Source organism: Micrococcus terreus, from assembly GCF_900116905.1.
In the GTDB taxonomy this organism is placed as follows: domain Bacteria; phylum Actinomycetota; class Actinomycetes; order Actinomycetales; family Micrococcaceae; genus Citricoccus; species Citricoccus terreus.
In genome coordinates this window covers 398,631-422,458 of record NZ_FPCG01000002.1, presented here as the reverse complement: position 1 = coordinate 422,458, position 23,828 = coordinate 398,631, and the positions used below count along the sequence as shown (strand labels likewise).

21 protein-coding genes are annotated in these 23,828 nt (G+C 70.1%); 17 read left to right on the top strand and 4 right to left on the bottom strand.

Annotated features, from left to right (window positions below; all coding sequences use genetic code 11):
- Positions 1-4 precede the first annotated feature (4 nt).
- Both BM355_RS04325 and BM355_RS04320 read left to right on the top strand, forming a co-directional pair.
- Positions 5-1,066 carry an alpha-ketoacid dehydrogenase subunit beta gene (locus BM355_RS04325; protein WP_091695128.1) on the top strand — a complete coding sequence of 354 codons (1,062 nt, stop codon included), beginning with the start codon at positions 5-7 and terminating at the stop codon, positions 1,064-1,066.
- Between the two features lie 4 nt (positions 1,067-1,070).
- Entirely contained in the window at positions 1,071-2,501 is a 1,431-nt protein-coding gene (locus BM355_RS04320; protein ID WP_091695125.1) for a dihydrolipoamide acetyltransferase family protein, read from the top strand.
- A gap of 80 nt (positions 2,502-2,581) precedes the next feature.
- Here the strand turns inward: BM355_RS04320 and BM355_RS04315 are convergent, their stop codons facing one another.
- The 4 genes from BM355_RS04315 to BM355_RS04300 all read right to left on the bottom strand — a co-directional run bounded on the left by BM355_RS04315 (position 2,582) and on the right by BM355_RS04300 (position 5,872).
- Complete coding sequence (locus tag BM355_RS04315; protein ID WP_091695120.1) at positions 2,582-3,046, bottom strand: GNAT family N-acetyltransferase; 465 nt, start codon at positions 3,044-3,046, stop codon at positions 2,582-2,584.
- 77 nt (positions 3,047-3,123) lie between these two features.
- A complete protein-coding gene (locus BM355_RS04310) occupies positions 3,124-3,753 on the bottom strand; it encodes a TetR/AcrR family transcriptional regulator (protein ID WP_091695117.1) in 630 nt (209 codons plus the stop codon).
- 44 nt (positions 3,754-3,797) lie between these two features.
- Positions 3,798-5,402 carry an acetate--CoA ligase gene (locus BM355_RS04305; RefSeq protein ID WP_091695113.1) on the bottom strand — a complete coding sequence of 535 codons (1,605 nt, stop codon included), beginning with the start codon at positions 5,400-5,402 and terminating at the stop codon, positions 3,798-3,800.
- A 29-nt stretch (positions 5,403-5,431) separates the two neighbouring features.
- On the bottom strand, positions 5,432-5,872 hold the full coding sequence (locus BM355_RS04300) for a MaoC family dehydratase (protein WP_177227829.1): 441 nt from the start codon (positions 5,870-5,872) through the stop codon (positions 5,432-5,434).
- Between the two features lie 211 nt (positions 5,873-6,083).
- On the opposite strand from BM355_RS04300, the gene BM355_RS04295 reads away from it, so the two are divergent.
- The 15 genes from BM355_RS04295 (at position 6,084) to BM355_RS04225 (ending at position 23,794) form a co-directional block, all read left to right on the top strand.
- Positions 6,084-7,706, top strand: a complete 1,623-nt coding sequence (locus BM355_RS04295) for a carboxyl transferase domain-containing protein (protein ID WP_218154301.1) — start codon at positions 6,084-6,086, stop codon at positions 7,704-7,706.
- Positions 7,707-7,720: 14 nt separating this feature from the next.
- Positions 7,721-9,814, top strand: a complete 2,094-nt coding sequence (locus tag BM355_RS04290) for an ATP-binding protein (protein ID WP_091695105.1) — start codon at positions 7,721-7,723, stop codon at positions 9,812-9,814.
- A gap of 79 nt (positions 9,815-9,893) precedes the next feature.
- A complete protein-coding gene (locus tag BM355_RS04285) occupies positions 9,894-11,054 on the top strand; it encodes an acyl-CoA dehydrogenase family protein (protein WP_091695102.1) in 1,161 nt (386 codons plus the stop codon).
- A gap of 13 nt (positions 11,055-11,067) precedes the next feature.
- Complete coding sequence (locus tag BM355_RS04280; protein ID WP_091695098.1) at positions 11,068-11,595, top strand: MaoC family dehydratase; 528 nt, start codon at positions 11,068-11,070, stop codon at positions 11,593-11,595.
- The gene (locus tag BM355_RS04275; protein WP_091695094.1) at positions 11,595-12,461 is read left to right on the top strand and encodes an HpcH/HpaI aldolase/citrate lyase family protein; all 867 of its coding nucleotides are present in this window, start codon (positions 11,595-11,597) and stop codon (positions 12,459-12,461) included. The genes BM355_RS04280 and BM355_RS04275 overlap by 1 nt, the downstream gene beginning before the upstream one ends.
- Before the next feature lie 97 nt (positions 12,462-12,558).
- Positions 12,559-12,939: a DUF485 domain-containing protein gene (locus tag BM355_RS04270; RefSeq protein ID WP_091695089.1), complete on the top strand. Its 381-nt coding sequence runs from the start codon at positions 12,559-12,561 to the stop codon at positions 12,937-12,939.
- Between the two features lie 59 nt (positions 12,940-12,998).
- A complete protein-coding gene (locus tag BM355_RS04265; protein ID WP_425435590.1) occupies positions 12,999-14,558 on the top strand; it encodes a solute symporter family protein in 1,560 nt (519 codons plus the stop codon).
- Positions 14,559-14,708: 150 nt separating this feature from the next.
- Positions 14,709-15,977, top strand: a complete 1,269-nt coding sequence (gene dxr, locus BM355_RS04260) for a 1-deoxy-D-xylulose-5-phosphate reductoisomerase (RefSeq protein WP_091695083.1) — start codon at positions 14,709-14,711, stop codon at positions 15,975-15,977.
- The gene (locus BM355_RS04255) at positions 15,974-17,329 is read left to right on the top strand and encodes a M50 family metallopeptidase (protein ID WP_091695424.1); all 1,356 of its coding nucleotides are present in this window, start codon (positions 15,974-15,976) and stop codon (positions 17,327-17,329) included. Before dxr ends, BM355_RS04255 begins: the two co-directional genes overlap by 4 nt.
- Positions 17,330-17,454: 125 nt before the next feature.
- Positions 17,455-17,775, top strand: coding sequence for a YciI family protein (locus tag BM355_RS04250; RefSeq protein ID WP_177227828.1), 321 nt, complete (start codon positions 17,455-17,457; stop codon positions 17,773-17,775).
- Between the two features lie 74 nt (positions 17,776-17,849).
- The gene (locus BM355_RS04245; protein WP_218154300.1) at positions 17,850-18,770 is read left to right on the top strand and encodes a hypothetical protein; all 921 of its coding nucleotides are present in this window, start codon (positions 17,850-17,852) and stop codon (positions 18,768-18,770) included.
- 115 nt (positions 18,771-18,885) lie between these two features.
- Positions 18,886-20,040, top strand: coding sequence for a flavodoxin-dependent (E)-4-hydroxy-3-methylbut-2-enyl-diphosphate synthase (gene ispG, locus BM355_RS04240; protein WP_091695417.1), 1,155 nt, complete (start codon positions 18,886-18,888; stop codon positions 20,038-20,040).
- Positions 19,994-20,935, top strand: a complete 942-nt coding sequence (locus tag BM355_RS04235) for a GNAT family N-acetyltransferase (RefSeq protein ID WP_245760583.1) — start codon at positions 19,994-19,996, stop codon at positions 20,933-20,935. Before ispG ends, BM355_RS04235 begins: the two co-directional genes overlap by 47 nt.
- 137 nt (positions 20,936-21,072) lie before the next feature.
- Positions 21,073-21,909, top strand: a complete 837-nt coding sequence (locus BM355_RS04230) for a hypothetical protein (RefSeq protein WP_091695077.1) — start codon at positions 21,073-21,075, stop codon at positions 21,907-21,909.
- 76 nt (positions 21,910-21,985) lie between these two features.
- Positions 21,986-23,794, top strand: a complete 1,809-nt coding sequence (locus tag BM355_RS04225) for a proline--tRNA ligase (protein ID WP_091695074.1) — start codon at positions 21,986-21,988, stop codon at positions 23,792-23,794.
- Positions 23,795-23,828: the final 34 nt, after the last annotated feature.

Here is a 23,828-nt window from a genome sequence, read left to right as displayed (position 1 = left end):
CCCGATGACCGCCACCACCACCGACCGCTCCTCCGGACAGGGCCAGCCCGCCGGAGCGCAGACCGTGACCTTCAGCAGGGCCATCAACTCCGCCCTGCGCGATGCCCTCGAGGAGGACCCCCAGGTCGTGCTGATGGGTGAGGACATCGGCACCCTGGGCGGGGTCTTCCGCATCACGGACGGACTGCAGCAGCAGTTCGGTCCCGAGCGCGTGATCGACACCCCGCTGGCCGAGTCCGGCATCATGGGCACCGCCGTGGGCCTGGCCTATCGCGGCTACCGGCCGGTGGTGGAGATCCAGTTCGACGGGTTCGTCTATCCCTCCTTCGACCAGATCGTCTCGCAGGTGGCCAAGCTGCACTTCCGCACCCGCGGAGATGTGAAGATGCCGATCACCATCCGCATCCCCTACGGAGGAGGGATCGGCTCGCCGGAGCACCATTCGGAGTCGCCGGAGGCCTACTTCACGCACACCGCCGGTCTGCGCGTGGTCTCGCCCTCCACTCCCCAGGACGGCTACGACCTGCTGCGCGAGGCGATCGCCAGCGACGATCCGGTGGTCTACCTCGAGCCCAAGCGCCGCTACCACGCCAAGGGTCCGGTGGACCTGGAACGGGATCGCCCGTCCATGAATGCGGCGGTCGTGGCCGCGGCCGGAACGGACGTCACAGTCGTCAGCTACGGCTCGCCCATGACCACGTGTCTGCAGGCCGCCGAGGCCGCTGCGGATGAGGGCACCTCCCTGGAGGTGATCGACCTGCGCAGCATCTCCCCGGTGGACTACGGCGTGATCGAGTCCTCGGTCCGCCGAACCGGGCGGCTGCTGATCGTGCATGAGGCCGGGCTGACCGGCGGTGTGGGCGCGGAGATCGCCGCCCAGATCACCGAGCGCTGCTTCGAGTGGCTGGAGCACGCCCCCGTGCGGATCACCGGGTTCGACATCCCGTACCCGCCGGCCAAGCTCGAGCACCACCATCTGCCCGACCTGGATCGGATCCTGGACGGTGTGGACCGTGTGATGGACCGCCCCAACTCCCAGTCCGCCGCCGACACCCACGGAGCCTGACCCCATGCTGAAAGTCTTCAACCTGCCGGATCTCGGAGAGGGACTGACCGAGTCCGAGATCCTCACCTGGAAGGTCGCCGAGGGAGACCAGGTCACCGTGAACCAGGTGCTGGCCGACGTCGAGACCGCCAAGGCCGTCGTCGAACTCTCCAGCCCCTTCGAGGGCGCCATCGCCCGTCTGCATGCTGAGCCCGGCACGGTGGTGGAGGTCGGCGCCCCGATCATCTCCTTCGAGCTGCCCGGCGAGTCCGGCGGCGAGTCCCCGCCTGCAGGCGAGGCCTCGGCGCAGGACGGGCCCGACGGCGGCACTCAGGCGCTGCCTGACGGTCGGGTTCCGACCTTGGTCGGCTATGGGGCGGCGGCCGACACGGGCAAGCGACCAGCGCGGCGCGCCAAGGCCGGAGGGGCCGGCACGCAGGCTCCGCCTCAGCCCCAGGGCACGGCACCCAGCCAGCCCGCACTGCCCGTCAGCACACCGCCCTCGACTGACGGGACGGGGGAGCGGCCGCGCTCCACGCCCCCCGTGCGCAAGCTGGCCAAGGACCTCGGCGTGGACATGACGGCGCTGACCGGCACCGGACGGGATGGGCTCATCACGCGGGAGGATGTCCAGCGAGCAGCTGCCGGGGGAGCCTCTCCTGCAGCGCCCGGGTCACCCAGCCAGGCTGGGGCCGGCACGTCGCCTGCGGCAGGCCAGGGATCGTCGTCGGGCGGGGTGAGGACGCTGTGCGGACGCGAGCGTGAGGTGCGCACCGCGGTCCAGGGCGTGCGCAAGCACACTGCGGCCGCCATGGTCTCCAGCGCCTTCACGGCACCGCACGTCACCGAGTTCCTCACCGTGGACGTCACCGAGACCATGGAGCTGCTGGAGCGGATCCGGCGCCACCGGGAGTTCCGGGACGTGCGCGTGACGGTGCTGACCCTGGCCGCCAAGGCCGTCTGCCTGGCCATGGAACGGACACCGGAGATCAATGCCCGGTGGGACGAGCAGGCCCAGGAGATCGTGGGGCAGCACTTTGTGAACCTGGGGATCGCCGCAGCCACTCCGCGAGGTCTAATGGTCCCGAACGTCAAGGACGCTCAGGCCATGGACCTGAAGGAGCTGGCCGGGGAGCTGGCGGAGCTGACGGAGACGGCTCGCGCCGGCAGGACCGCTCCGGCGGCGATGTCCGGCGGCACGTTCACGATCACCAATGTGGGAGTGTTCGGCGTGGACGCCGGGACACCGATCCTCAATCCGGGCGAGGCCGGCATCCTGGCGCTGGGCCAGGTGCGCCGTCAGCCCTGGGAGCACCAGGGGCAGATCGCCCTGCGGCAGATGATGACGCTGAGCCTGTCCTTCGACCACCGCCTGGTGGATGGGGAGCAGGGCTCACGCTTCCTGGCCGATGTGGGGCAGCTGCTCAGCGACCCGGCGATGGCCATGCTCCGCTAGACCCCGGGCACCCAGACGGCCGTGCCGCCCGACTCCCGAGGGAGTGGGCGGCACGGCCGTGGTGTTTCGCCGGCTGGGCGTCAGTTCAGCTGCATCAGCAGTTCGGTGACGACCTCAGCACGGGCATTGGAGAAGGACTGCTCCTCGCCGGTCACGGCGAAGCCGCGGCGGGTGAGCACCTTCTGGGAGCCGATGTTGTCCGCCGGGACCCGCGCCGTGATGGGGCGCTGGGGGTACTCGGCCAGGAACGCGTCCACGGCGGCGGTGGTGATGCCCTGGCCCCAGAACGGACGTGCGGTCCAGAAGGAGAGCTCCGGGACGCCGTCCACCAACTGGCAGAGCACGGCGCCGGCCACTTCGCCGTCCTGGTCGATGGTGCGCACGATCGTGTCCTCGTCACGCAGCAGACGGGACCAGTGATAGTCGAAGACACCGCGATCACTGGGGTTGCGGGCGGCATAGGCGGCCATCAGGTTGGCCTCGGGATCCTGCTGATGCTCGAAAAAACAGTCGAGATCCTCGGTGCGGACTTCACGCAGCTGCACGGGTCGGTGACCTCCTCGTCACTACCGGGGGGTGGTCGATCAGGCCAAGCCGATCGGACACTGTGGTTGGTGCCACTCTACGGGGTGCCGGGGTGCACCAGCGCCGCCAGGGCCAGTTCGGCCAGCAGACGACGACGACCGGCCCGGTCGGTGTGGGAGCGGCGGACCGAGTGCGGGGTCGAGTTGATCAGTCCGAAGGCCGCCTGGGCGCGGAAGACGGCCGTGGCCTGATCCTCGTGGGGGTGCAGACGCAGCAGCTGACGGGCCCAGACGGCGATGTAGGTCCGCTGCAGGCGGGACACCTCGCGGGCGTCCGGAGGATCCAGGTGGCGGCGCTCGCGCCACTGGACCGTGATGATGTCCCGGTGGTCCAACGCGAAGTCGGTCTGGAAGGTGGTCAGCCGGGCCAGGACCTGCTCCGGCGGCAGATCCAGCCGCTCGGCCTCCTGCTCGATCTGCTCCCCGCCGTCCAGCAGGTCCTGGCTCACCCGCACCAGCAGGGTGCCCAGCACGGCGGACTTGCCGGAGAAATGACGGTAGATCCCCGGTCCGCTGATCCCACAGGCCGCTCCCAGGTCCTCCAGGCGCACCCCCTCATACCCGTGCTCGGCGAAGAGCCGCTCGGCGGCCGCGAGCAGGGCTTGGCGTCGGTCAGCCTTGGCGGCGGCACGCGGGGTGGAGGCGTCGGCGGGCAGGGCCTGGGGCACGGTGTCTCGTCTCGTCGGTGGGGCGGCGGAAGCGGGTCGGCCGGTCAGGTCTGACGCAGGAGCCGACGCTGGATCTTCCCGGTGGGCGTCATCGGCAGCTCGTCGCGGAACTCGATAACGCGAGGGTACTGGTAGAACGCCAGACGGTGCTTGACGTGCTGCCGCAGCTCCTCCCGCAGTTCGTCCGTGGGCTCGGTGTCCTCGCGCAGGACCAGGTAGGCGGCGACCACCTCGCCCCGGTCCGGATCGGGAAGGCCGATCACCGCGGCCTGGACCACGGCAGGGTGGGACATCAGGGACTCCTCGATCTCACCCGGTCCGATCCGATAGCCGGCCGAGGAGATGACATCGTCCACCCGCCCGTGGAAGGTGAGGTGGCCGTCGTCGTCCATGCTGCCCAGATCCCCGGTGCGCAGATGGCCGTTCAGGTACTTCTCGGCCGTCTTCTCCGGCTGGTTCCAGTAGCCGAGGAACTCGCCGGGATTCGGTGTCTGCACGCAGAGCTCGCCGACCTCGCCCGGCGGCTGGGGTTCGCCCAGGGGGTCCAGCACGGCCACCGTGAACCCGGGGACGGCCCGGCCCATGCTGCCGGGGGCCGGATCCCAGCTGGAGCGGTCCTGGCCGACGACCATGTTCATCTCCGTCTGGCCGTAGAACTCATTGACGTGCACGCCCAGGTGCTCCCGCGCCCAGGCCTGCAGCTCCTCTCCGAGGGCCTCACCGCCGGAGGTCACCGTCCGGGGACGCCGATCACCGAGGGAGAGTCCGTAGGCCCGCAGCTGCTTCAGGGCGGTGGGCGGCAGGAAGGCGTTGCGCACACCGAGCTCCTCGACCAGTCGCCGGACCAGTTCGGGGGAGAACTTCACGGTGGAGGCGACCACGGGGACGCCGCAGGCCAGGCTCGGGAAGAGCACATCCAGCAGTCCGCCGATCCAGGCCCACTCGGCCGGGGTCCACATGCGGTCATCAGGCTGGGGAAAGGCCTCGTGGGTCATCCGCACGCCGGGCAGATGGGCGGCGAGCACGCGGTGCGGGTGCAGAGCCCCCTTCGGGTTGCCGGTGGTCCCGGAGGTGTAGATGATCAGCGCCGGATCCTCGGCCGACGTCCGTCCGTAGTCGGTTGCCTCCTCATGCTCGGCCACGAGCTGGTCATAGCTGAGGTGTCCATGATGCGGGAGGTCGGTGCCGGTGAGCACCACCGTCTCCAGCTCGGGGCACGACCCCAGCGCATCCTGGAACCGGTCCAGGTCGGCGGCGCTGAGCACCACGGTCCGGCTGCCGGAGTCCTGGAGGCGGAAGCGCACCGCGTCGGGACCGAATTTCACGGTCAGGGGGACCACCACCAGGCCCACCGCGTAGGCGGCCAGATGCATGGTCACCAGTTCGCGGCATTGGGGCAGCAGCACGGCGACCCGATCTCCACGCTCCAGCCCGGCCTGCTGCATCCACCGGGCCAGCCTCAGCGTTTCAGTGCGCAGCTGGCCGAAGGTGGTCTCGCGGTGGCCGTCCTCGGTGGCCACCACCAGGGCGAGGTCCTCGGGGTCGGCGGTCTCCAGGCAGGCCGTGGCGATGTTGAACTGCTGGGGGATGCGCCAGTGGAAGGGTGTGGTGTCCAGGTCCTGCCACCAGGGCTGAGGCTGTGCGGGCATGGTGCGTCTCCGAGGTGGGGCGGGCGGGCTCAGTGGGCGAGGATCTTGAACTGGCCGACCATGACCGGTTCGTCCCGCTGGGTGAACACCGTGGCGGTGTAGGTCACGACGGCCGACTCGGGCTCCCCGCCGTCACGGGGACGCGGCTCGATGGAGACGACCTCAGTCTCGGCGTGGATGGTGTCCCCGGAGAAGGTCGGGCCGATGAAACGGAGCCGATCGATCCCGTAGAACGCCACGAAATGACGCGGATCCAGCTCGACCAGGCCCAGGAACGTGGAGATCAGCAGTGCCCCATGGGCGATCCGGCGGCCGAAGCGATGGTCGGCGGCATACTGCTCATCCAGGTGCAGGGGGTGGCGGTCTTCGCTGATCTCGGCGAAGGCCTCGATCACGTCCTGGGAGAGGACCTTGGACCGCGAGCCCTGGACCTGTCCGACCTGCAGGTCGCGGAAGGATCCGGTGAGCATGTCAAACCTCGTTCCTGTGGTTCCAGTTATCGACTGATAACTGGAACCACGGTAGTCCTCTGGGTGATGGGTGTCCATGATCGTCCGGGATCACGGGGCTGCGGTCTGTCTGGCGGGGCATTGCGTTGACACCTGTGATGTCACACACCTACGCTGGCGGCGTGACTTCGGTTAAGAATCATTCACTGAATCAGGACGGGCGGAACCAGGCATGACGACCACGCTGACGGTGCTGTCCTCCACGGTGGACCCGTCCTCGGACCAGTACCGGTCCAACGACCGAGCTCAGCGGGAGCTGGCCGAGGACCTGCACCGGCGTCTGGAGACCGCCGCGCTCGGAGGCCCCGAGTCCTCCCGCGACCGGCATGTCCAGCGCGGCAAGCTGCTGCCCCGGGACCGGGTGCGCCGCGTGCTGGATGAGGGCTCGCCGTTCCTGGAGATCGGTGCGCTGGCCGCCCACGGCATGTACGACGACGCCGCACCCGCCGCCGGCGTGATCGCGGGCATCGGCGTGGTGCGCAGTCGGCTGGTGATGGTGGTCTGCAACGACGCCACGGTCAAGGGCGGCACCTACTTCCCGATGACGGTCAAGAAGCACCTGCGCGCCCAGGAGATCGCCCTGGAGAACCGGCTGCCCTGCCTGTACCTGGTGGACTCCGGCGGGGCGTTCCTGCCGCAGCAGGACGAGGTGTTCCCGGACCGCGAGCACTTCGGCCGCATCTTCTTCAACCAGGCCCAGATGTCCGCGGCGAAGATCCCTCAGATCGCCTGCGTCATGGGTTCGTGCACCGCCGGTGGCGCCTACGTCCCCGCGATGAGCGACGAGACGGTGATCGTGCGGAACCAGGGCACCATCTTCCTGGGCGGGCCGCCGCTGGTGAAGGCCGCGATCGGTGAGGTCGTCACTGCCGAGGAGCTGGGTGGCGGTCAGCTGCACGCCGAGGTCTCAGGCGTGGTGGACCACCTGGCCGAGGACGACGACCACGCACTGGAGATCGTCCGGGACATCGTGGACACGCTCCCGCCCACCCCGGAGGCCGCATGGGCGGTGGCCCAGCAGTACGCCGAACCGGCGGTGGACCCCGAGCACCTCTACGGGGCGGTCCCCACGGATGTGAACGCCTCCTATGACGTCCATGAGGTCATCGCCCGACTGGTGGACGGCAGCGACTTCCATGAGTTCAAGGCCTCCTACGGGGACACTCTGGTCACCGGCTTCGCCTCGATCCACGGCCACCCGGTGGGGATCGTGGCCAACAACGGCGTGCTGTTCTCTGAGTCGGCTCAGAAGGGGGCTCACTTCATCGAGCTCTGCGACCAGCGCGGGATCCCGCTGCTGTTCCTGCAGAACATCTCCGGATTCATGGTCGGTCGGGACGCCGAGGCCGGCGGCATCGCCCGGCACGGGGCCAAGATGGTCACCGCCGTGGCCACCTGCCGGGTGCCCAAGCTGACCGTGGTGATCGGAGGATCCTTCGGGGCCGGCAACTACTCGATGTGCGGGCGGGCGTACTCGCCCCGGTTCCTGTGGATGTGGCCGGCCGCGCGCATCTCCGTGATGGGCGGCAACCAGGCGTCCTCTGTGCTGGCCACGGTCAAGCGCGACCAGTACGACGGGCGTGGGCAGTCCTGGAGTGCCGAGGACGAGGAGCAGTTCAAGGCGCCCATCCGTGAGCAGTACGAGCACCAGGGCAACCCCTACTACTCCACGGCGCGTCTCTGGGACGACGGCATCATCGACCCCGCGGACACGCGCCGCGTGCTCGGCATGGCCCTGGATGTGGTGTCCCGGGCACCGCTGCCGGACACCTCCTTCGGCCTGTTCCGCATGTGACCGGTGCAGCTCCGATGACCCAGACCCCCAACAGCCCTGCCGACCTTGTGAGTGATGTGAGCCCTGTGAGCGCCGACGTCCAGCCCCTCTTCGACACCGTCCTGGTGGCCAATCGCGGCGAGATCGCCGTGCGCATCATCCGCACCCTGCGCCGCCTGGGGATCCGCTCGGTGGCCATCCACTCGGATGCGGACACCGAGGCACTCCACGTCCGTGAGGCCGATCACGCCGAGCGGGTGGGGCCGGCCCCGGCCGCCCAGAGCTACCTGGACATCGACGCGGTCATCGAGGCCTGCCGCCGTTCCGGGGCCCAGGCCGTCCATCCCGGCTACGGCTTCCTCTCGGAGAACGTGGACTTCGCGCGCGCCCTGGACCAGGCCGGGATCACCTTCATCGGCCCCAGCGTGGACTCTCTGCACGCCATGGGGGACAAGATCCGCTCCAAGCAGCACGTCACCGCCCACGGCGTCCCGGTGGTCCCCGGCATCGCCGAGCCGGGACTGAGCGATCAGCAGCTGCTGGACGCCGCCCAGGACGTGGGGTTCCCGCTGCTGATCAAGCCCTCGGCCGGAGGCGGCGGCAAGGGCATGTTCGCCGTCGAGAGCGCCGAGCAGCTCCCGGAGGCCCTGGCCAGCGCCCGACGCACCGCCCGCAGCGCCTTCGGCGACGACACCCTGTTCCTGGAACGTCTGGTCCGGCGGCCACGGCACATCGAGGTCCAGGTCCTGGCCGACTCCCCGGGGCACGCGGTGCACCTGGCCGAACGCGAGTGCTCCCTGCAGCGCCGCCACCAGAAGGTGATCGAAGAGGCCCCCGCGCCGCTGTTCGAGAACCTTCCGGACGGTCCGGAGCTGCGCGAGCGCATGGGGCAGGCCGCCGTGGACGCCGCGCGGTCGGTGCAGTATCTGGGAGCGGGGACGGTGGAGTTCCTGGTCTCAGATGAGAACCCTCAGGAGTTCTTCTTCATGGAGATGAACACCCGCCTGCAGGTCGAGCACCCCGTGACCGAGGAGGTCATCCGCTGGAACGGAGACCCGCTGGACCTGGTGGAATGGCAGGTGCGCATCGCCGCCGGCCAGGCCCTGCCCTTCGCCTCCGCTGATCTGACCCTGGAGGGCCATGCGATCGAGGCCCGTGTCTATGCCGAGGACCCTGCCCAGGGATTCCTGCCCGCGGTCGGTGACGTGGCCGACGTCGTGCTTCCCTCCGGCCCGGGCGTGCGCGTGGACAGCTCGCTGGACGGACCGGGCGAGGTCAGCTCACACTATGACCCCATGATCGCCAAGGTGATCACCCATGGCGCCGATCGTGCCGAGGCACTGGCTCGGCTGGACCAGGCCCTGGCCCACACCGCCGTGCTGGGGCTGACCACCAACATCCCGTACCTGCGTGAGCTGATCGCGGACCCGGACGTGTCCGCCGGTCGCCTGCACACCACCTTCCTGGACGAGCGCGACCCGTTCATCACCCCGCAGCCCACCGGTCCAGCCCTGCAGTCCGCGGCACGGTCCCTCGGCGGAGCCGTCCAGGACGCAGCTCCCGACGACGGCCACGCACCGGCGCAGGCCCGGCTCGGCTCGGCCTCGGGTCACCTGAGCGGGGCGTGGCGACTGGACGGCTGGCGGGCCACCGGCCGGGTCTCCGCGGAGCGCTGGCTGGAGATCGACGGCGAGGCCGTGCAGGTCCCTGCCGAGGGTGTGCCGGGCGGCCAGGACGGTGCAGGCACAGCGACTGAACCCGAGGTCCGCCTGGGGACCGTCGACGGCAGACCGGCCGCCCACGTCTCGCACGGCGGGCACAGCTTCACCGCCACGGCACTGACCCGTCAGGACCGAGTGCGCCGAGCACTGGGCACCGCCGGGGGAGGGGCCGGTCCGGGCGGTCCCGAGGCCACCTCCCCGATGCCGGGCACCGTCGTCTCCCTGGCCGTGGCGGACGGAGACACCGTCACCGCCGGCCAGACCCTGGTGGGGGTGGAGGCCATGAAGATGGAGTACCCCGTGACCGCCAGTGTGGACGGCACCGTCAGCGTCCATGTCAGCGTGGGCGAGCAGGTCAGCAAGGGACAGGTCCTGGCCACCGTCCAGCCCGCGGACGGCTCGGTCTGACACCGAGCCCCGCACCTCTCTGCACCACCCCACTGCACACCCCGCATTCGCCCTGAGAACCACCGCCCAGGAGGCACCCATGAATCTGGAACTGGACGAGGACTACCAGGCCCTCTCGGACACCGTCCGCGAGTTCGCCGACGAGGTGGTGGCCCCGGTCTCCGCCCACCACGACGAGACCCACACCTTCCCCTACGAGGTGATCCGCCAGATGGGGGAGATGGGCCTGTTCGGCCTGCCCTTCCCCGAGGAGCACGGCGGCATGGGCGGGGACTACTTCGCCCTGGCCCTGGCTCTGGAGCAGCTGGGCCGGGTGGACCAGTCCGTGGCCATCACCCTGGAGGCCGGTGTCTCCCTCGGGGCCATGCCCGTCTACCGCTTCGGCACGCAGGCCCAGAAGGAGCAGTGGCTGCCCCAGCTCACCTCCGGCCAGGCGCTCGCCGCCTTCGGCCTGACCGAGCCCGGTGCCGGATCCGACGCCGGGGGCACCCGCACCACCGCCCGGCTGGAGGACGGTCACTGGGTGATCAACGGCTCCAAGGAGTTCATCACCAACTCCGGCACGGACATCACCCGGTTGGTCACCGTCACCGCGGTCACCGGCCAGCGGGAGGGCCGCGACGGTCAGATGAAGCCGGAGATCTCCACCATCCTGGTCCCCACGGACACCCCCGGCTTCCGTGCCGAGAAGGCCTACAACAAGGTCGGCTGGAACGCCTCGGACACCCACCCGCTCTCCTTCCAGGACGCCCGGGTGCCGGAGGAGAACCTGCTGGGCGAGCGGGGCCGCGGCTACGCCAACTTCCTGTCCATCCTGGACGAGGGCCGGATCGCGATCGCCGCCCTGGCCACCGGTGCCGCGCAGGGCTGCGTGGAGGCCTCGGTGCGGTATGCGAAGGAGCGTCAGGCCTTCGGCCGGAACATCGGGTCCTACCAGGCCATCCAGTTCAAGATCGCCCGCATGCAGACCCGCGTGCACACCGCCCGCCTGGCGTACTACGCGGCGGCGGCGAAGATGCTGGCCGGCCAGCCGTTCAAGACCGAGGCGGCGATCGCCAAGCTGGTGGCCGGCGAGGCCGCCATGGACAACGCCCGCGACGCCACCCAGGTGTTCGGCGGGTACGGCTTCGTCAACGAGTCGCTGGTGGCCCGCCACTACCGTGACTCCAAGATCCTGGAGATCGGCGAGGGCACCACTGAGGTGCAGCTGATGCTGATCGCCCGCGACCTGGGACTCTGAGGGAGACACACCGATGGCACGGATCGAGCAGCGCGGCCTGTATGCGCAGGAGATGACCGAGGGCGATGTCTACGCCCACCGTCCCGGGCGCACCCTGACCGAGGCGGACAACGTCCTGTTCACCACGCTGACCATGAACACCCAGGCCCTGCACCTGGACGAGGCCGAGGCCGCGCGGCAGCCCTTCGGCCGGCGGCTGATGAACTCCATGCACACCCTGGCCACCATGGTCGGCCAGTCCGTGGGCCAGCTGACCCAGGGCACCCTGGTGGCCCAGCTGGGCTTGGGGGACATCCGCTTCCCGGCGCCGGTCTTCGCCGGGGACACCCTCTACACCGAGACGCAGATCGTGCAGATCCGGCCCTCCTCCTCCCGGCCCGGCCAGTCGATCGTCACCCTGGCCCACACCGGCCGCAACCAGGACGGGACCGTCGTGGCCGAGGCCAGCCGCACCTGCCTGATGTGGACCAGCGCCGAGTCGCACCGCAAGCACGGTCAGCAGAGCTCCCAGGAGTCCGGCCCGACGACGGAGCGCACCTGATGAGCGCCCCTCACCCGAGCTTCGAGCTGGGCCCGGCGATCATGTTCGTCCCGGCCGACCGTCCGGACCGCTACGCCAAGGCCGCAGAACGAGCCGATGCGGTGATCATCGACCTCGAGGACGCCGTGCTGCCGGCGGACCGCCCGGCCGCCCGCCAGGCGCTGGTGGAGACCCCGCTGGACCCGGCGCGGACGATCGTGCGGGTGAACCCGGTGGGGACCGAGGACTTCGCCGAGGACCTGGAGGCCCTGACCCGCACCGAGTACACCACCGTGATGCTGGCCAAGGCCGAGTCCGCGCAGCAGCTGGACTCCCTCCACGGGTACCGCGTGATCGCCCTGTGTGAGACCGCACTGGGAGTGCGCGAGGCCGCGGACATCGCCCAGACCGAGCCCGTGGTGGCCCTGATGTGGGGCGCCGAGGACCTGATCGCCTCCCTCGGCGGACTCTCCAGCCGGTTCCCGCACGAGCATGACCGGGCCGGTCAGTACCGGGATGTGACCCGTGCCGCGCGTGCCCAGATCCTGCTGGCCGCCGGTGCCGCCGGCAAGGCCGCCGTGGACGCCGTCCACCTGGACTTGGCCGACCACGACGGGCTGCGCGCCGAGGCCGAGGACGCCGTGGCCTGCGGGTTCTCCGCCACCGCCTGTCTCCACCCGGCTCAGGTGCCGGTGATCCGCCAGGCCTACCGGCCGTCGTCGGGCCAGGTGGACTGGGCCACCCGGGTCCTGGAGGCGGCCGCCTCCCAGGGCGCAGTGGGGGCGTTCTCGCTGGACGGGCGGATGGTGGACGAGGTGGTCCTGCAGCAGGCCCGGATCATCCAGCGTCGGCACGCGGCCGCCGCTGAGGAGCCGACACGGGAGTGAGGCGCCGATGTGCCGGGACTGAGGCACATCGCGTGAGAGTATGATCTGCGTCACATCACCGAACGCCTGGGAGTCCCCGGGTTCCAGGAGGGAAGCCATGACATCCACCCACTCTGCCCAGACCGGCCCGCCGCCGGGGATCGACTTCCAGCAGGTCCAGGCCTCGCCGGAGTTCAGCCAGCTGCGCCGGACCCAGCGCAGCTTCGCCTTCCCGATGGCCGTGGTCTTCCTGGTCTGGTACTTCGTCTACGTCCTGCTGGCCGCCTACGCGCCGGAGTTCATGGCGATCAAGGTCTGGGGAAACATCAACGTCGGGATCGTGTTGGGGCTGCTCCAGTTCGTCTCCACCTTCGCCATCACCGCCGCCTACGTCTCCTTCAGCAACCGCCGCCTGGACCCCCAGGCCGTGGCCATCCGGGAGGACCTCGAGGACCGTCTGGCCCAGGGCGCGAGCAGCCGAGAGGGGGAGGTCCGGTGAGCACCACGACCCTCCTGACCGCCGCCGCCGGGACCAATGTGGGCGAGCCGTGGCTGAACATGCTGATCTTCGGGCTGTTCGTGGCCGTCACCCTGGTGATCGTGCTGCGGGCCTCGAAGAACACCAAGACCGCTGCGGACTACTACGCCGGCGGACGGTCCTTCTCCGGCACCCAGAATGGCACCGCGATCGCCGGCGACTACCTCTCCGCGGCGTCCTTCCTGGGGATTGTGGGCGCGATCGCGATCAACGGCTACGACGGCTTCCTGTACTCGATCGGGTTCCTGGTGGCCTGGCTCGTGGCCCTGCTGCTCGTGGCCGAGCTGCTGCGCAACACCGGCAAGTTCACCATGGCGGACGTGCTCTCCTTCCGCCTGCGGCAGCGTCCGGTCCGGATCGCCGCGGCGATCGCCACCCTGGCCGTCTGCCTGTTCTACCTGCTGGCCCAGATGGCCGGCGCTGGCGCCCTGGTCTCGCTGCTGCTGGGCATCGACGAGCGCCTGGGACAGTCGATCGTGATCGCGATCGTCGGCGCCCTGATGATCCTCTACGTGCTGGTCGGCGGCATGAAGGGCACCACCTGGGTGCAGATCATCAAGGCCATCCTGCTGATCGCCGGGGCCGCCGTCATGACCGTCTGGGTGCTGGCCCTCTACGGGTTCAACTTCTCCGCCCTGCTCGGGGACGCCGTGGCGACCGCCGGCGGCAACGAGGCCCTGCTGAACCCGGGCCTGCAGTACGGCATCAACGCCACCACCAAGCTGGATTTCCTCTCCCTGGGCCTGGCCCTGGTGCTGGGGACCGCCGGCCTGCCGCACGTGCTGATGCGGTTCTACACGGTGCCCACCGCGAAGGAGGCGCGCCGGTCCGTGGTGTGGGCGATCTGGCTGATCGGTGCGTTCTACCTGTTCACCCTGGTGCTCGGCTACGGCGCCGGCGCCCTGATCGGTCCCGAACGGATCCAGGCCGCCCCGGGCGGGGTGAACTCGGCTGCGCCGTTGCTGGCCTTCGAGCTCGGCGGCTCGTTGCTGCTGGGACTGATCTCCGCTGTGGCGTTCGCCACCATCCTGGCGGTGGTGGCCGGACTGACCATCACGGCGGCGGCCTCGTTCGCGCACGACGTCTACGCCTCCGTGCTGGCCAAGGAGAAGCCTTCCCCGGAGAAGGAGGTGAAGATCGCCCGCCGCACCGTGGTGGTGATCGGCATCCTGGCGATCCTGGGCGGTATCGGCGCGCAGGGCCAGAACGTGGCGTTCCTGGTGGCCCTGGCCTTCGCCGTGGCGGCCTCGGCCAACCTGCCCACCATCCTCTACTCCCTGTTCTGGCGCGGCTTCACCACCCAGGGCGCGCTGTGGTCCATGTACGGGGGCCTGGCCTCCGCGCTGATCCTCATCGTGTTCTCCCCGGTGATGTCCGGCACAGAGACCTCCATGATCCCGGGGGCGGACTTCGCCCTGTTCCCGTTGAAGAACCCGGGGCTGATCTCCATCCCGTTGGCGTTCTTCCTCGGCTGGCTAGGCTCCGTGCTGGACCGGCGCCGGGAGGACCCCGCCAAGCAGGCCGAGATGGAGGTGCGCTCGCTGACCGGCGTGGGCGCCGAGAAGGCTGTGGAGCACTGACCGGCTGACCCGGTCCTCAGGCGGAGGCTGGAGGTCGACGCCGCGCCCGTCCGGGCCGTCGACCTCCAGCCGCCGCCATGTCTGGCACGGTGGCGCGAGCGCCGAGGGCGCCCCCAGGGACCGTCGAGGAGGCTCCGACATAATGGTCCGGTGAGCTTCTCTGCCCCCTCTGCACCGCACCATCAGCCCGACGACGGCTCCGGCACCTCCCCACGCCGCGTCACCCTGATCGGCTCCACCGGGTCGATCGGCACCCAGGGGCTAGACGTGATCGCCGGTGTGCCGGACCGATTCACGGTGGCCGCCCTGGCCGGAGGGTCGAACCTGGAGCTGTTGGCCCGCCAGGCTGTGGCGACCGGAGCCCAGGCGGTGGGAGCTGCCGTCGGCACACGGGAGGAGCTGCAGGCGGCCATCGTGCACGCCGCCGACCAGGCCGGTGTCCCCGCGCCACGCCCCGAGGTCGTCACCGGACCGGACGCCGCGGCGAGGATCGCCGCCTGGGAGGACGCCGACGTCGTGCTCAACGGGATCACCGGGTCGATCGGCCTGGAGCCCACCCTGGCCGCCCTGAACGCCGGACACGTGCTCGCGCTGGCCAACAAGGAGTCGCTGATCGTGGGCGGCGCCCTGGTCAAGGATGCCGCTGCGCCCGGACAGCTGGTGCCCGTGGACTCCGAGCACTCCGCCCTGGCCCAGGCGCTGGCCGGCGGAACCCACGCCGAGGTCGCCCGGCTGATCGTCACCGCCTCCGGAGGGCCCTTCCGCGGGCGCTCGCGGTCCGAGCTGGCCGAGGTCACTCCCGAGCAGGCGCTGGCCCACCCCACCTGGGACATGGGCAAGGTGGTCACCACCAACTCGGCCACCCTGGTCAACAAGGCCCTGGAGGTGATCGAGGCGCATCTGCTCTTCGACATCCCGCTGGAGCGGATCATTCCCGTGGTGCACCCGCAGTCGGTGGTGCACTCCATGGTGGAGTTCGTGGACGGCTCCACCCTGGCCCAGGCCTCCCCGCCGGACATGCGCCTGCCGATCGCGCTGGGCATCGGCTGGCCGCACCGGGTGCCCGGGGCCACCGCGCCGTGCGACTGGACCCAGGCCGCCACCTGGACCTTCGAGCCGCTGGATGAGGAGGCGTTCCCCGCCGTCCGGCTGGCCAAGGCGGCCAGTGCGGCCTCGGACACCCACATGGCCGTGTTCAACGCGGCCAATGAGGAGGCGGTGGAGGCGTTCCATGACGGGCGGATCGGATTCCTGCAGATCGTGGACACTGTGGCCGCCGTGGTGGAGGACTACGAGCCCGCGCACGTGCTGGCCGAGGTGATGGACCGCTCCGGTGAGCTGACCGTGGAGGCGGTGCTGGCCGCTGAGGACTGGGCACGGCAGGCCGCCCGTGCCCGGTGGACCGGGGGAGCAGCCTGATGGAGATCCTGCTCTTCGTCCTGGGGGTGATCGTGGTGGCGGTGGGGATCGCCGTCTCGATCGCCCTGCACGAGGTCGGCCACCTGGTGCCGGCCAAGCTGTTCGGTGTGCGCGTGCCGCAGTACATGATCGGCTTCGGACCCACCATCTGGTCTCGGCGCCGTGGCGAGACCGAGTACGGGTTCAAGGCCGTCCCCCTGGGCGGCTACATCTCGATGATCGGGATGTACCCGCCGGCCGAGGACGGCTCCGTCCGCTCCAACCGCACCGGCATGTTCCAGCAGCTGGCCGATGAGGCCAAGGCCGCGGAGGCCGAACGGCTCCAGCCCGGCGACGAGGACCGGCTGTTCTATCGGTTGCCCGTGTGGAAGCGGATCACCATCATGCTCGGCGGCCCGCTGATGAACCTGATCCTGGGCACGCTGCTGATCGGGGTGGTGCTGACGATGTTCGGCACCACCCAGGCCACCACCACCGTGGCCAGCGTGAACCAGTGCGTGATCTCGGCGGCCGAGGAGCAGCAGCGGGCCGGCTCGGCCGAGCAGCAGGACTGCGAACCCGAGGACCCGCAGGCCCCGGCCTACGCCGCCGGTCTGCGCCCCGGGGACGTGGTGACCTCCTTCAACGGCACCGACCTGGCCGAACGGGACTGGCTGAAGCTGACCGGCCTGATCCGGGCCACCGCCGGCCAGGAGTCCACGCTCACCTTCGTGCGGGACGGTCAGGAGCAGACCACCCAGATCACCCCGCTGCTGACCCAACGACCTGAGGTGGACGAGCTGGGGCTGCCGGTGCGGGACATCTCCGGGCAGCTGAAGATGACCGAGGTCGGGTTCATCGGCATGGGCTCCCAGCAGAGGTTCATGACCCTGCCCGTCACCGAGGTCCCCGGTCAGGTCGGCCAGCAGGTCGGGGCCGTGGCCCGCGTGGTCCTGGATCTGCCCGCCCGCATGGTGGCGGTGGTCAACGCGGCGTTCTCGGATGCGCCGCGCGATCCCAACGGACCCATCTCCGTGGTGGGTGTGGGACGGCTGGCCGGAGAGATCTCGGTGCACGAGGAGATCCCGTTCCAGTCCAAGGTCGCCTCGCTGATCAGCCTGGTGGGCGGACTGAACATCGCCCTGTTCGTCTTCAACCTCATCCCGCTGCTGCCGCTGGACGGAGGGCACGTGGTCGGCGCCCTGTGGGACGGGCTCAAGCGGGCCTGGGCCACGGCCCGGGGCCGGCCGACGCCCCGTCCTGCGGACATCTCCAAGGCGCTGCCGTTGACCTACGTGGTGGCCGGACTGCTGCTGGTGATGGGCGTGCTGCTGATCTTCGCGGACATCGTCAAGCCGGTCAGCCTGTTCTGATCGGTGCAGTGGTGCAGCAACCGATTGTCGCCATGCTGTCGCTTTGAGCTGCGCCCGACGCCCGCAGACCGACACGACGGCGACAATCGGCGGGATGGCTGCGAGCTGAGGTCTACGGTGGAGGCATGAGCCAGCAGCCTGCCCAGAAGATCTACTCCGTCCTCTACGTCTACGGTCCGGACACCGCCGCGGCGCGTGACGAGCACCGTCCGGCCCATCGCGAGTTCCTGCTGGGGCTCGGTGCGGACATGGTGGCCGCCGGTGCCTACGTGGACGACCCCGAGCAGGCCCTGCTGCTGGTGCGCGGCACCTCCGCTGAGGACGTGCGCACGCGACTGGCCCAGGATCCCTTCGCCGTCCACGGCATCCTCACCGAGGCGCACATCCACGAATGGAGCTGCGCCATCGGCACCGCTGCGGCCGCCCTGCGTGGTGAGCAGTCCTGACCGGCGGCCGCGAACCCTCGTCCTCCTCCCGCACCGACCGCCGCACCCTGCTCGGCGGGCTCGGCGCCACCTCGGTGGCCGCCCTGCTGGCCGCCTGCACCCCTGGCCCCACCTCCAGTGAGGGGGCCGGCTCGGGTGAGGGGCCGTCGTCGGGAAGCGCCTCTCCCACACCGAGCCCCAGCCCCACTCCTGAACCCGTTCCGGAGCTGCCCGGGGGAGGGACCACCCTGTTCCCCGGGCGCCGGATGATCGCGCTCTACGGCTCGCCGGGGACCTCCTCCCTGGGTCTGCTCGGGGAGCAGGACATCGACGCCGCGTTGGAGCGGGCCGCCGATCTGGCCGCCGAGTACCAGCCGTTCAGCGAGGAGCCGGTGATTCCGGCCTTCGAGATCATCTCCACCATCGCCACCGCAGCCCCCGGACCCACGGGGGACTACACCACGCCGGTGGAGCGAGAACGGCTCACCGAGTGGGTGGTCAAGGCCGGAGAGGCGGACACCTACGTGGTGCTGGACCTGCAGCCGGGCACCCAGGACTTCCTCACCCAGGCGCAGATGTTCGAAGACCTGCTGGTGATGCCGCATGTGGGACTGGCCCTGGACCCGGAGTGGCGGTTGAAGCCCGGGCAACGGCACATGCGCCAGATCGGCTCGGTCAGCGCCGCCGAGGTCAACCAGGTCACCGCGTGGCTGGCCGAGCTGGTGGAGGAGCACCGCCTTCCGGAGAAGCTGGTCATCCTGCACCAGTTCAAGCTGATGATGCTGCCGGACCGAGAGGAGATCACCTCCCCGGACGGACTGGTGGTCATGGTGCACGCGGACGGCAACGGCACGCCGGAGCAGAAGCAGGACACCTGGCGCGTGCTCAAGCAGGACCTGCCGCGCGGGTGGCGGCTGGGCTGGAAGAACTTCATCGACGAGGACAGCCCCACCTTCACCCCGGAGCAGACCATGACCGAGGTCACCCCGACGCCCTGGTTCGTGTCCTACCAGTGAGCCGAGGGCGAACCGAAGCCCCACCACCCCCACTCCGGTCCGCCGTCCACGCGTAGGATGGACGGCGACCCAGTCCCGATCAGGTCAGGAGATCTCTGTGCCCGTCAGCCTCGGCATGCCCGCCGCCCCGCCGCCCGTGTTGGCCCCGCGCCGCAAGACCCGGCAGATCAAGGTGGGAAGTGTCGGCGTGGGCTCGGACCACCAGGTCTCGGTGCAGTCCATGACCACCACGCAGACCACGGACATCAATTCCACGCTGCAGCAGATCGCCGAGCTCACCGCCGCCGGCTGTGACATCGTGCGCGTGGCCTGCCCCACCCAGGACGATGCCGACGCACTGCCGATCATCGCCAAGAAGTCCCAGATCCCGGTGATCGCCGACATCCACTTCCAGCCCAAGTACGTCTTCGCGGCCATCGACGCCGGCTGTGCCGCCGTGCGCGTGAACCCGGGCAACATCAAGAAGTTCGACGACAAGGTCGCCGAGATCGCCCGCGCCGCCAACGACGCCGGCACCTCCATCCGGATCGGCGTCAACGCCGGCTCGCTGGACCGCCGCCTGCTGGAGAAGTACGGCAAGGCCACCCCGGAGGCCCTGGTGGAGTCCGCGGTCTGGGAGGCCTCCCTGTTCGAGGAGCACGGCTTCCGGGACTTCAAGATCTCCGTCAAGCACAACGACCCCGTGGTCATGGTCCGCGCCTACGAGCTGCTGGCCGAACGCGGCGACTGGCCCCTGCACCTGGGCGTCACCGAGGCCGGACCGGCGTTCCAGGGCACCATCAAGTCCGCCACGGCCTTCGGCGCCCTGCTCTCCCAGGGGATCGGGGACACCATCCGGGTCTCCCTGTCCGCGCCCCCCGTGGAGGAAGTCAAGGTCGGCCTGCAGATCCTGCAGTCGCTGAACCTGCGTGAGCGCAAGCTCGAGATCGTCTCCTGCCCCTCCTGTGGCCGCGCCCAGGTGGACGTGTACACCCTGGCCGAGGAGGTCACCGAGGGGCTCAAGGACCTGACCGTGCCGCTGCGCGTGGCCGTGATGGGCTGTGTGGTCAACGGGCCCGGCGAGGCCCGCGAGGCCGACCTCGGGGTGGCCTCCGGCAACGGCAAGGGTCAGATCTTCGTGAAGGGCGAGGTCATCAAGACGGTCCCCGAGGACCAGATCGTGGAGACTCTCCTGCAGGAGGCACGGCGGATCGCCGCCGAGTCCGGCATCGAGGAGGGCGCTGATGGACAGGATCCTGCCCAGGGGTCTCCCGTGGTCACGGTCAGCTGACGACTCCGTCCGCCGCGCCACGGGCGGCCTCGTCCGCATCCTGACAGACGAGGACACCCCCGCGCTCCAGGCGCTCGCCGCGCAGGACCCGGTGGCCAACTGCTTCGTCGAGTCCCTGCTGCAGGGCGGTCGCCTGGCCGGGACCCGGCAGTCCGGTTCTCTCTTCCTGGGTGTGGACGCGCCCCACGGACAGGCGGGCCCGACGACGGCCGGAGGCTCCGGCGGGAGCCTCACCGCGGCCTGTTGGGCCGGCTCCAATGTGGTGCCGGTCGAAGCGGACCGGGGGATCGGGGCCCTGTTCGGACAGGCCCTGCTGCCGCTGCGACGCCGCTTCGCCTCCGTCTATGGTCCGCAGGAGGCCGTGCGGGGGATCTGGTCGGAGCTGTCCACCGGGATCCAGCGGGCCCGGGACGTGCGGGACGAGCAGCCCCTGATGGTGATCGAGGGCGAGCCCCAGGTCCCACCCCACCCGGAGGTGCGTCCCACCCGTCCGGAGGAGTTCACCGCCCTGCTGCCGGCCGCCGCGGCCATGTTCGAGGAGGAGCTGGGGTTCTCGCCCCTGCTCAACGGGGCGGTCCAGTACCGGCTGCGGCTCGAGGAGCTGATCCAGCGCGGTCACTCCGTGGTGCTCACCGCCCCGGACGGACGGATCCGCTTCAAGGCGGACCTGGGCGTGGTCTCCCGGGACTGCACCCAGATCCAGGGGGTCTGGGTCCACCCGTCCGAACGAGGACGGGGGCTGGCCGCCCCGGCGATGGCCGCCGTCGTGCATCATGCCCGGACCGTGGCACCCCGGGTGAGCCTGTATGTCAACGCCTACAACACGCCCGCAGTGCGGACCTACGAGCGAGTGGGCTTCACCCGCGTCGGCACCTTCTCCACGATCCTGATGTAGCTGGCACGGATCCGGATCGGCCGCACCTGCGCCGGAGCGAGGTCCACGCCACTATGCTCGTGGTAGTCACCGGAGGGGCGGCACCCCGCCACTGTCCGGTGCCAGCGTCGATTCCCGCCACGAGAAAGAACGGCACCATGCCTCGCACCTTCACTCGGTCCCTGTCCGCCGCAGCCTCGATCGGCGTGCTCACCCTTGGACTGACCGCCTGCGGCGGGAACGGGGACGGAGGCGAGTCTGCCTCGCCCACCCCGGAGCAGACCTCGCCGGCCGCCACCTCCGCCGCTCCGTCGGCCACCGAGAGCGCCAGCCCCACGGAATCGACATCGGAGTCCGCACCGGCGTCGCAGTCGGCATCGGCATCCGGTGCCGAGGAGATCGAGCAGGCCATCCAGACGGTGATGGGTGAGGACGCCGACATCCTCACGTCCGCGCAGCTGCGCCAGGCCAACGAGCAGATGCAGGGCCTCACGGAGAACGTGACCATCACCCCTGCCGAATGCGGCACCGACCAGTCCGGGATGTCCTTCCCGGAGGACGCGGAGATGATCGGCGGGGTGGTCACCGACACCACGGATCCCGCGGCCCCGTCCAGCCAGATCCTCTCCACGGTCACCTTCACTGACGCCGCCCAGGGGCAGGAGCTGCTGGACCAGGCCCGTGACTTCGCCCAGACCTGCTCCACCTTCACCGTGGAGATGGGCCAGGGCCTCAAGGCCACCTCGGAGGTCACCCTCGAGGAGGTCACTGCGGAGGACGCCGACGACGCGCTGGCCCACACCAGCACGATCGAGGTGGAGATGGAGGAGGCCACGCTGCCGCCGGGCGCCACCCAGAGCACCACCACCACGGTCTACGTCCTGAAGGACGACACCCTGTACCAGTACGTGCACGCCGGCCAGGCCGACAGCGCCGAGGTCCTGACCGAGGGGCAGACCACCATCGCGGAGCTGCGCGCCGAACTGGGACGCTGACCTGCAGCCGTCGGCCCAGGCGGCACCTCTCATCTCCCTCCACCCCAGTACCAGAACCACCCGAAACGGAGTCCCCGTGCCCCTGCGCATGTCCACCCTCTTCCTCCGCACCCTGCGAGACGACCCCGCCGAGGCCGAAGTCGCCAGCCACCGGCTCCTGCTGCGCGCCGGATACATCCGCCGGGCCGCGCCGGGCATCTACACCTGGCTGCCGCTGGGCCTGCGGGTGAAGACCAAGGTCGAGCAGATCGTGCGTGAGGAGATGGCCCGGATCGGCGGCCAGGAGGTCTACTTCCCGGCACTGCTGCCGCGTGAGCCCTACGAGGCCACCGGCCGCTGGGAGGAGTACGGAGACACCCTCTTCACCCTTCAGGACCGCAAGGAGGCCGACTACCTGCTGGCCCCCACCCACGAGGAGATGTTCACCCTGCTGGTCAAGGAGCACTACACCTCCTACAAGGACCTGCCCACCACGCTCTACCAGATCCAGACCAAGTACCGGGACGAGGCACGGCCCCGGGCCGGCCTGCTGCGCGGGCGCGAGTTCGTGATGAAGGACTCCTACTCCTTCTCGGTCGACGACGCCGGACTGGACCAGGCCTATGCCGACCACCGAGAGGCCTATCTGCGCATCTTCGAGCGGCTCAGCCTGGAGGTCGTGCCGGTGCAGGCCCAGGCCGGTGCCATGGGCGGGTCGAAGTCCGAGGAGTTCCTGCACCCCTCACCGATCGGTGAGGACACCTTCGTGGAGTCCGACGGCGGCTTCCGCGCCAATGTGGAGGCCGTCACCACGGTGCCCCCGGCCGCCCTGGACGAGGCGGCCATGGCCGCTCTGCCGGCAGCCGAGGTCAAGGACACCCCGGACTCCACCACGATCGCCACTCTGGTGGAGGTGGCGAACTCGCTGGCCCCACGGACCGAGGGGGAGTGGACGGCCGCCGACACGCTCAAGTGCGTGGTGCTCACCGCGGTGCTCGACGGCGACGAGCGGCAGCAGTTCGTGGTGGCCGTGCCGGGCGACCGGGACGTGGACCTCAAGCGCCTGGAGGCCTCGATCGGAGAGGCACTGGGCGTGGTCGGCGAGCCGACGGTGGAGCAGGCCACCGAGGCGGACCTGAAGCGTCACCCGGGCCTGGTCAAGGGCTACATCGGCCCCGGAGAGCTGGACGGCCAGCCGGTGCTCGGCACGGAGTCGGCCACCGGGCTCCCCTTCTTCGTGGACCCCCGCATCGCCCCCGGCACGGCCTGGATCACCGGGGCGAACGAGCCCCAGCGTCACGTCTTCGGACTGGTGGCCGGACGCGACTTCAGCTGGGACGGCGTGGTCGAGGCCACCGTGGTGCGCGAGGGCGACCCCGCACCGGACGGTTCCGGTCCGCTGCATGCCCGCCGCGGCATCGAGATGGGCCACATCTTCCAGTTGGGCCGCAAGTACGCTCAAGCGCTGGACCTGAAGGTGCTGGACGAGAACGGCAAGCAGGTCGTGGTGACCATGGGCTCCTATGGCATCGGCGTCACGCGTGCGGTGGCCGCCGTGGCTGAGGCCTACCACGACGACCGTGGCCTGGTCTGGCCGCGGGCCCTGGCACCGGTGGACCTCCACCTGGTCGCCACCGGCAAGGGCGAGGAGATCCTGGCCGCAGCCGCCCAGCTGGCTGAGGACCTCGAGGCCCGCGGCCTGAGCGTGCTCCTGGACGACCGTCCCAAGGTCTCGGCCGGAGTGAAGTTCTCCGATGCGGAGCTGATCGGCGCACCCACCATCGTGGTGGTCGGTCGAGGGCTTGCGGAGGGGAAGATCGAGGTCAAGGACCGGGCCACCGGCCAGGCCGAAGAGATCGCCCTGAACGAGGCCGTGGACCACCTGCTCACCGTGGTGCGCGGCTGAGGTGACCGGCCTCGAGGACATCGCCGTCGCGACC

Coding starts and splice junctions, on each gene's coding strand:
- BM355_RS04325 (WP_091695128.1), top strand. CDS start 5: ATGACCGCCACCACCACCGACCGCTCCTCCGGACAGGGCCAGCCCGCC.
- BM355_RS04320 (WP_091695125.1), top strand. CDS start 1,071: ATGCTGAAAGTCTTCAACCTGCCGGATCTCGGAGAGGGACTGACCGAG.
- BM355_RS04305 (WP_091695113.1), bottom strand. CDS start 5,402: ATGCCCGCACAGCCTCAGCCCTGGTGGCAGGACCTGGACACCACACCC.
- BM355_RS04300 (WP_177227829.1), bottom strand. CDS start 5,872: ATGCTCACCGGATCCTTCCGCGACCTGCAGGTCGGACAGGTCCAGGGC.
- BM355_RS04295 (WP_218154301.1), top strand. CDS start 6,084: ATGACGACCACGCTGACGGTGCTGTCCTCCACGGTGGACCCGTCCTCG.
- BM355_RS04290 (WP_091695105.1), top strand. CDS start 7,721: ATGACCCAGACCCCCAACAGCCCTGCCGACCTTGTGAGTGATGTGAGC.
- BM355_RS04285 (WP_091695102.1), top strand. CDS start 9,894: ATGAATCTGGAACTGGACGAGGACTACCAGGCCCTCTCGGACACCGTC.
- BM355_RS04280 (WP_091695098.1), top strand. CDS start 11,068: ATGGCACGGATCGAGCAGCGCGGCCTGTATGCGCAGGAGATGACCGAG.
- BM355_RS04275 (WP_091695094.1), top strand. CDS start 11,595: ATGAGCGCCCCTCACCCGAGCTTCGAGCTGGGCCCGGCGATCATGTTC.
- BM355_RS04270 (WP_091695089.1), top strand. CDS start 12,559: ATGACATCCACCCACTCTGCCCAGACCGGCCCGCCGCCGGGGATCGAC.
- BM355_RS04265 (WP_425435590.1), top strand. CDS start 12,999: ATGCTGATCTTCGGGCTGTTCGTGGCCGTCACCCTGGTGATCGTGCTG.
- BM355_RS04250 (WP_177227828.1), top strand. CDS start 17,455: ATGAGCCAGCAGCCTGCCCAGAAGATCTACTCCGTCCTCTACGTCTAC.
- ispG (WP_091695417.1), top strand. CDS start 18,886: ATGCCCGCCGCCCCGCCGCCCGTGTTGGCCCCGCGCCGCAAGACCCGG.
- BM355_RS04235 (WP_245760583.1), top strand. CDS start 19,994: ATGGACAGGATCCTGCCCAGGGGTCTCCCGTGGTCACGGTCAGCTGAC.
- BM355_RS04230 (WP_091695077.1), top strand. CDS start 21,073: ATGCCTCGCACCTTCACTCGGTCCCTGTCCGCCGCAGCCTCGATCGGC.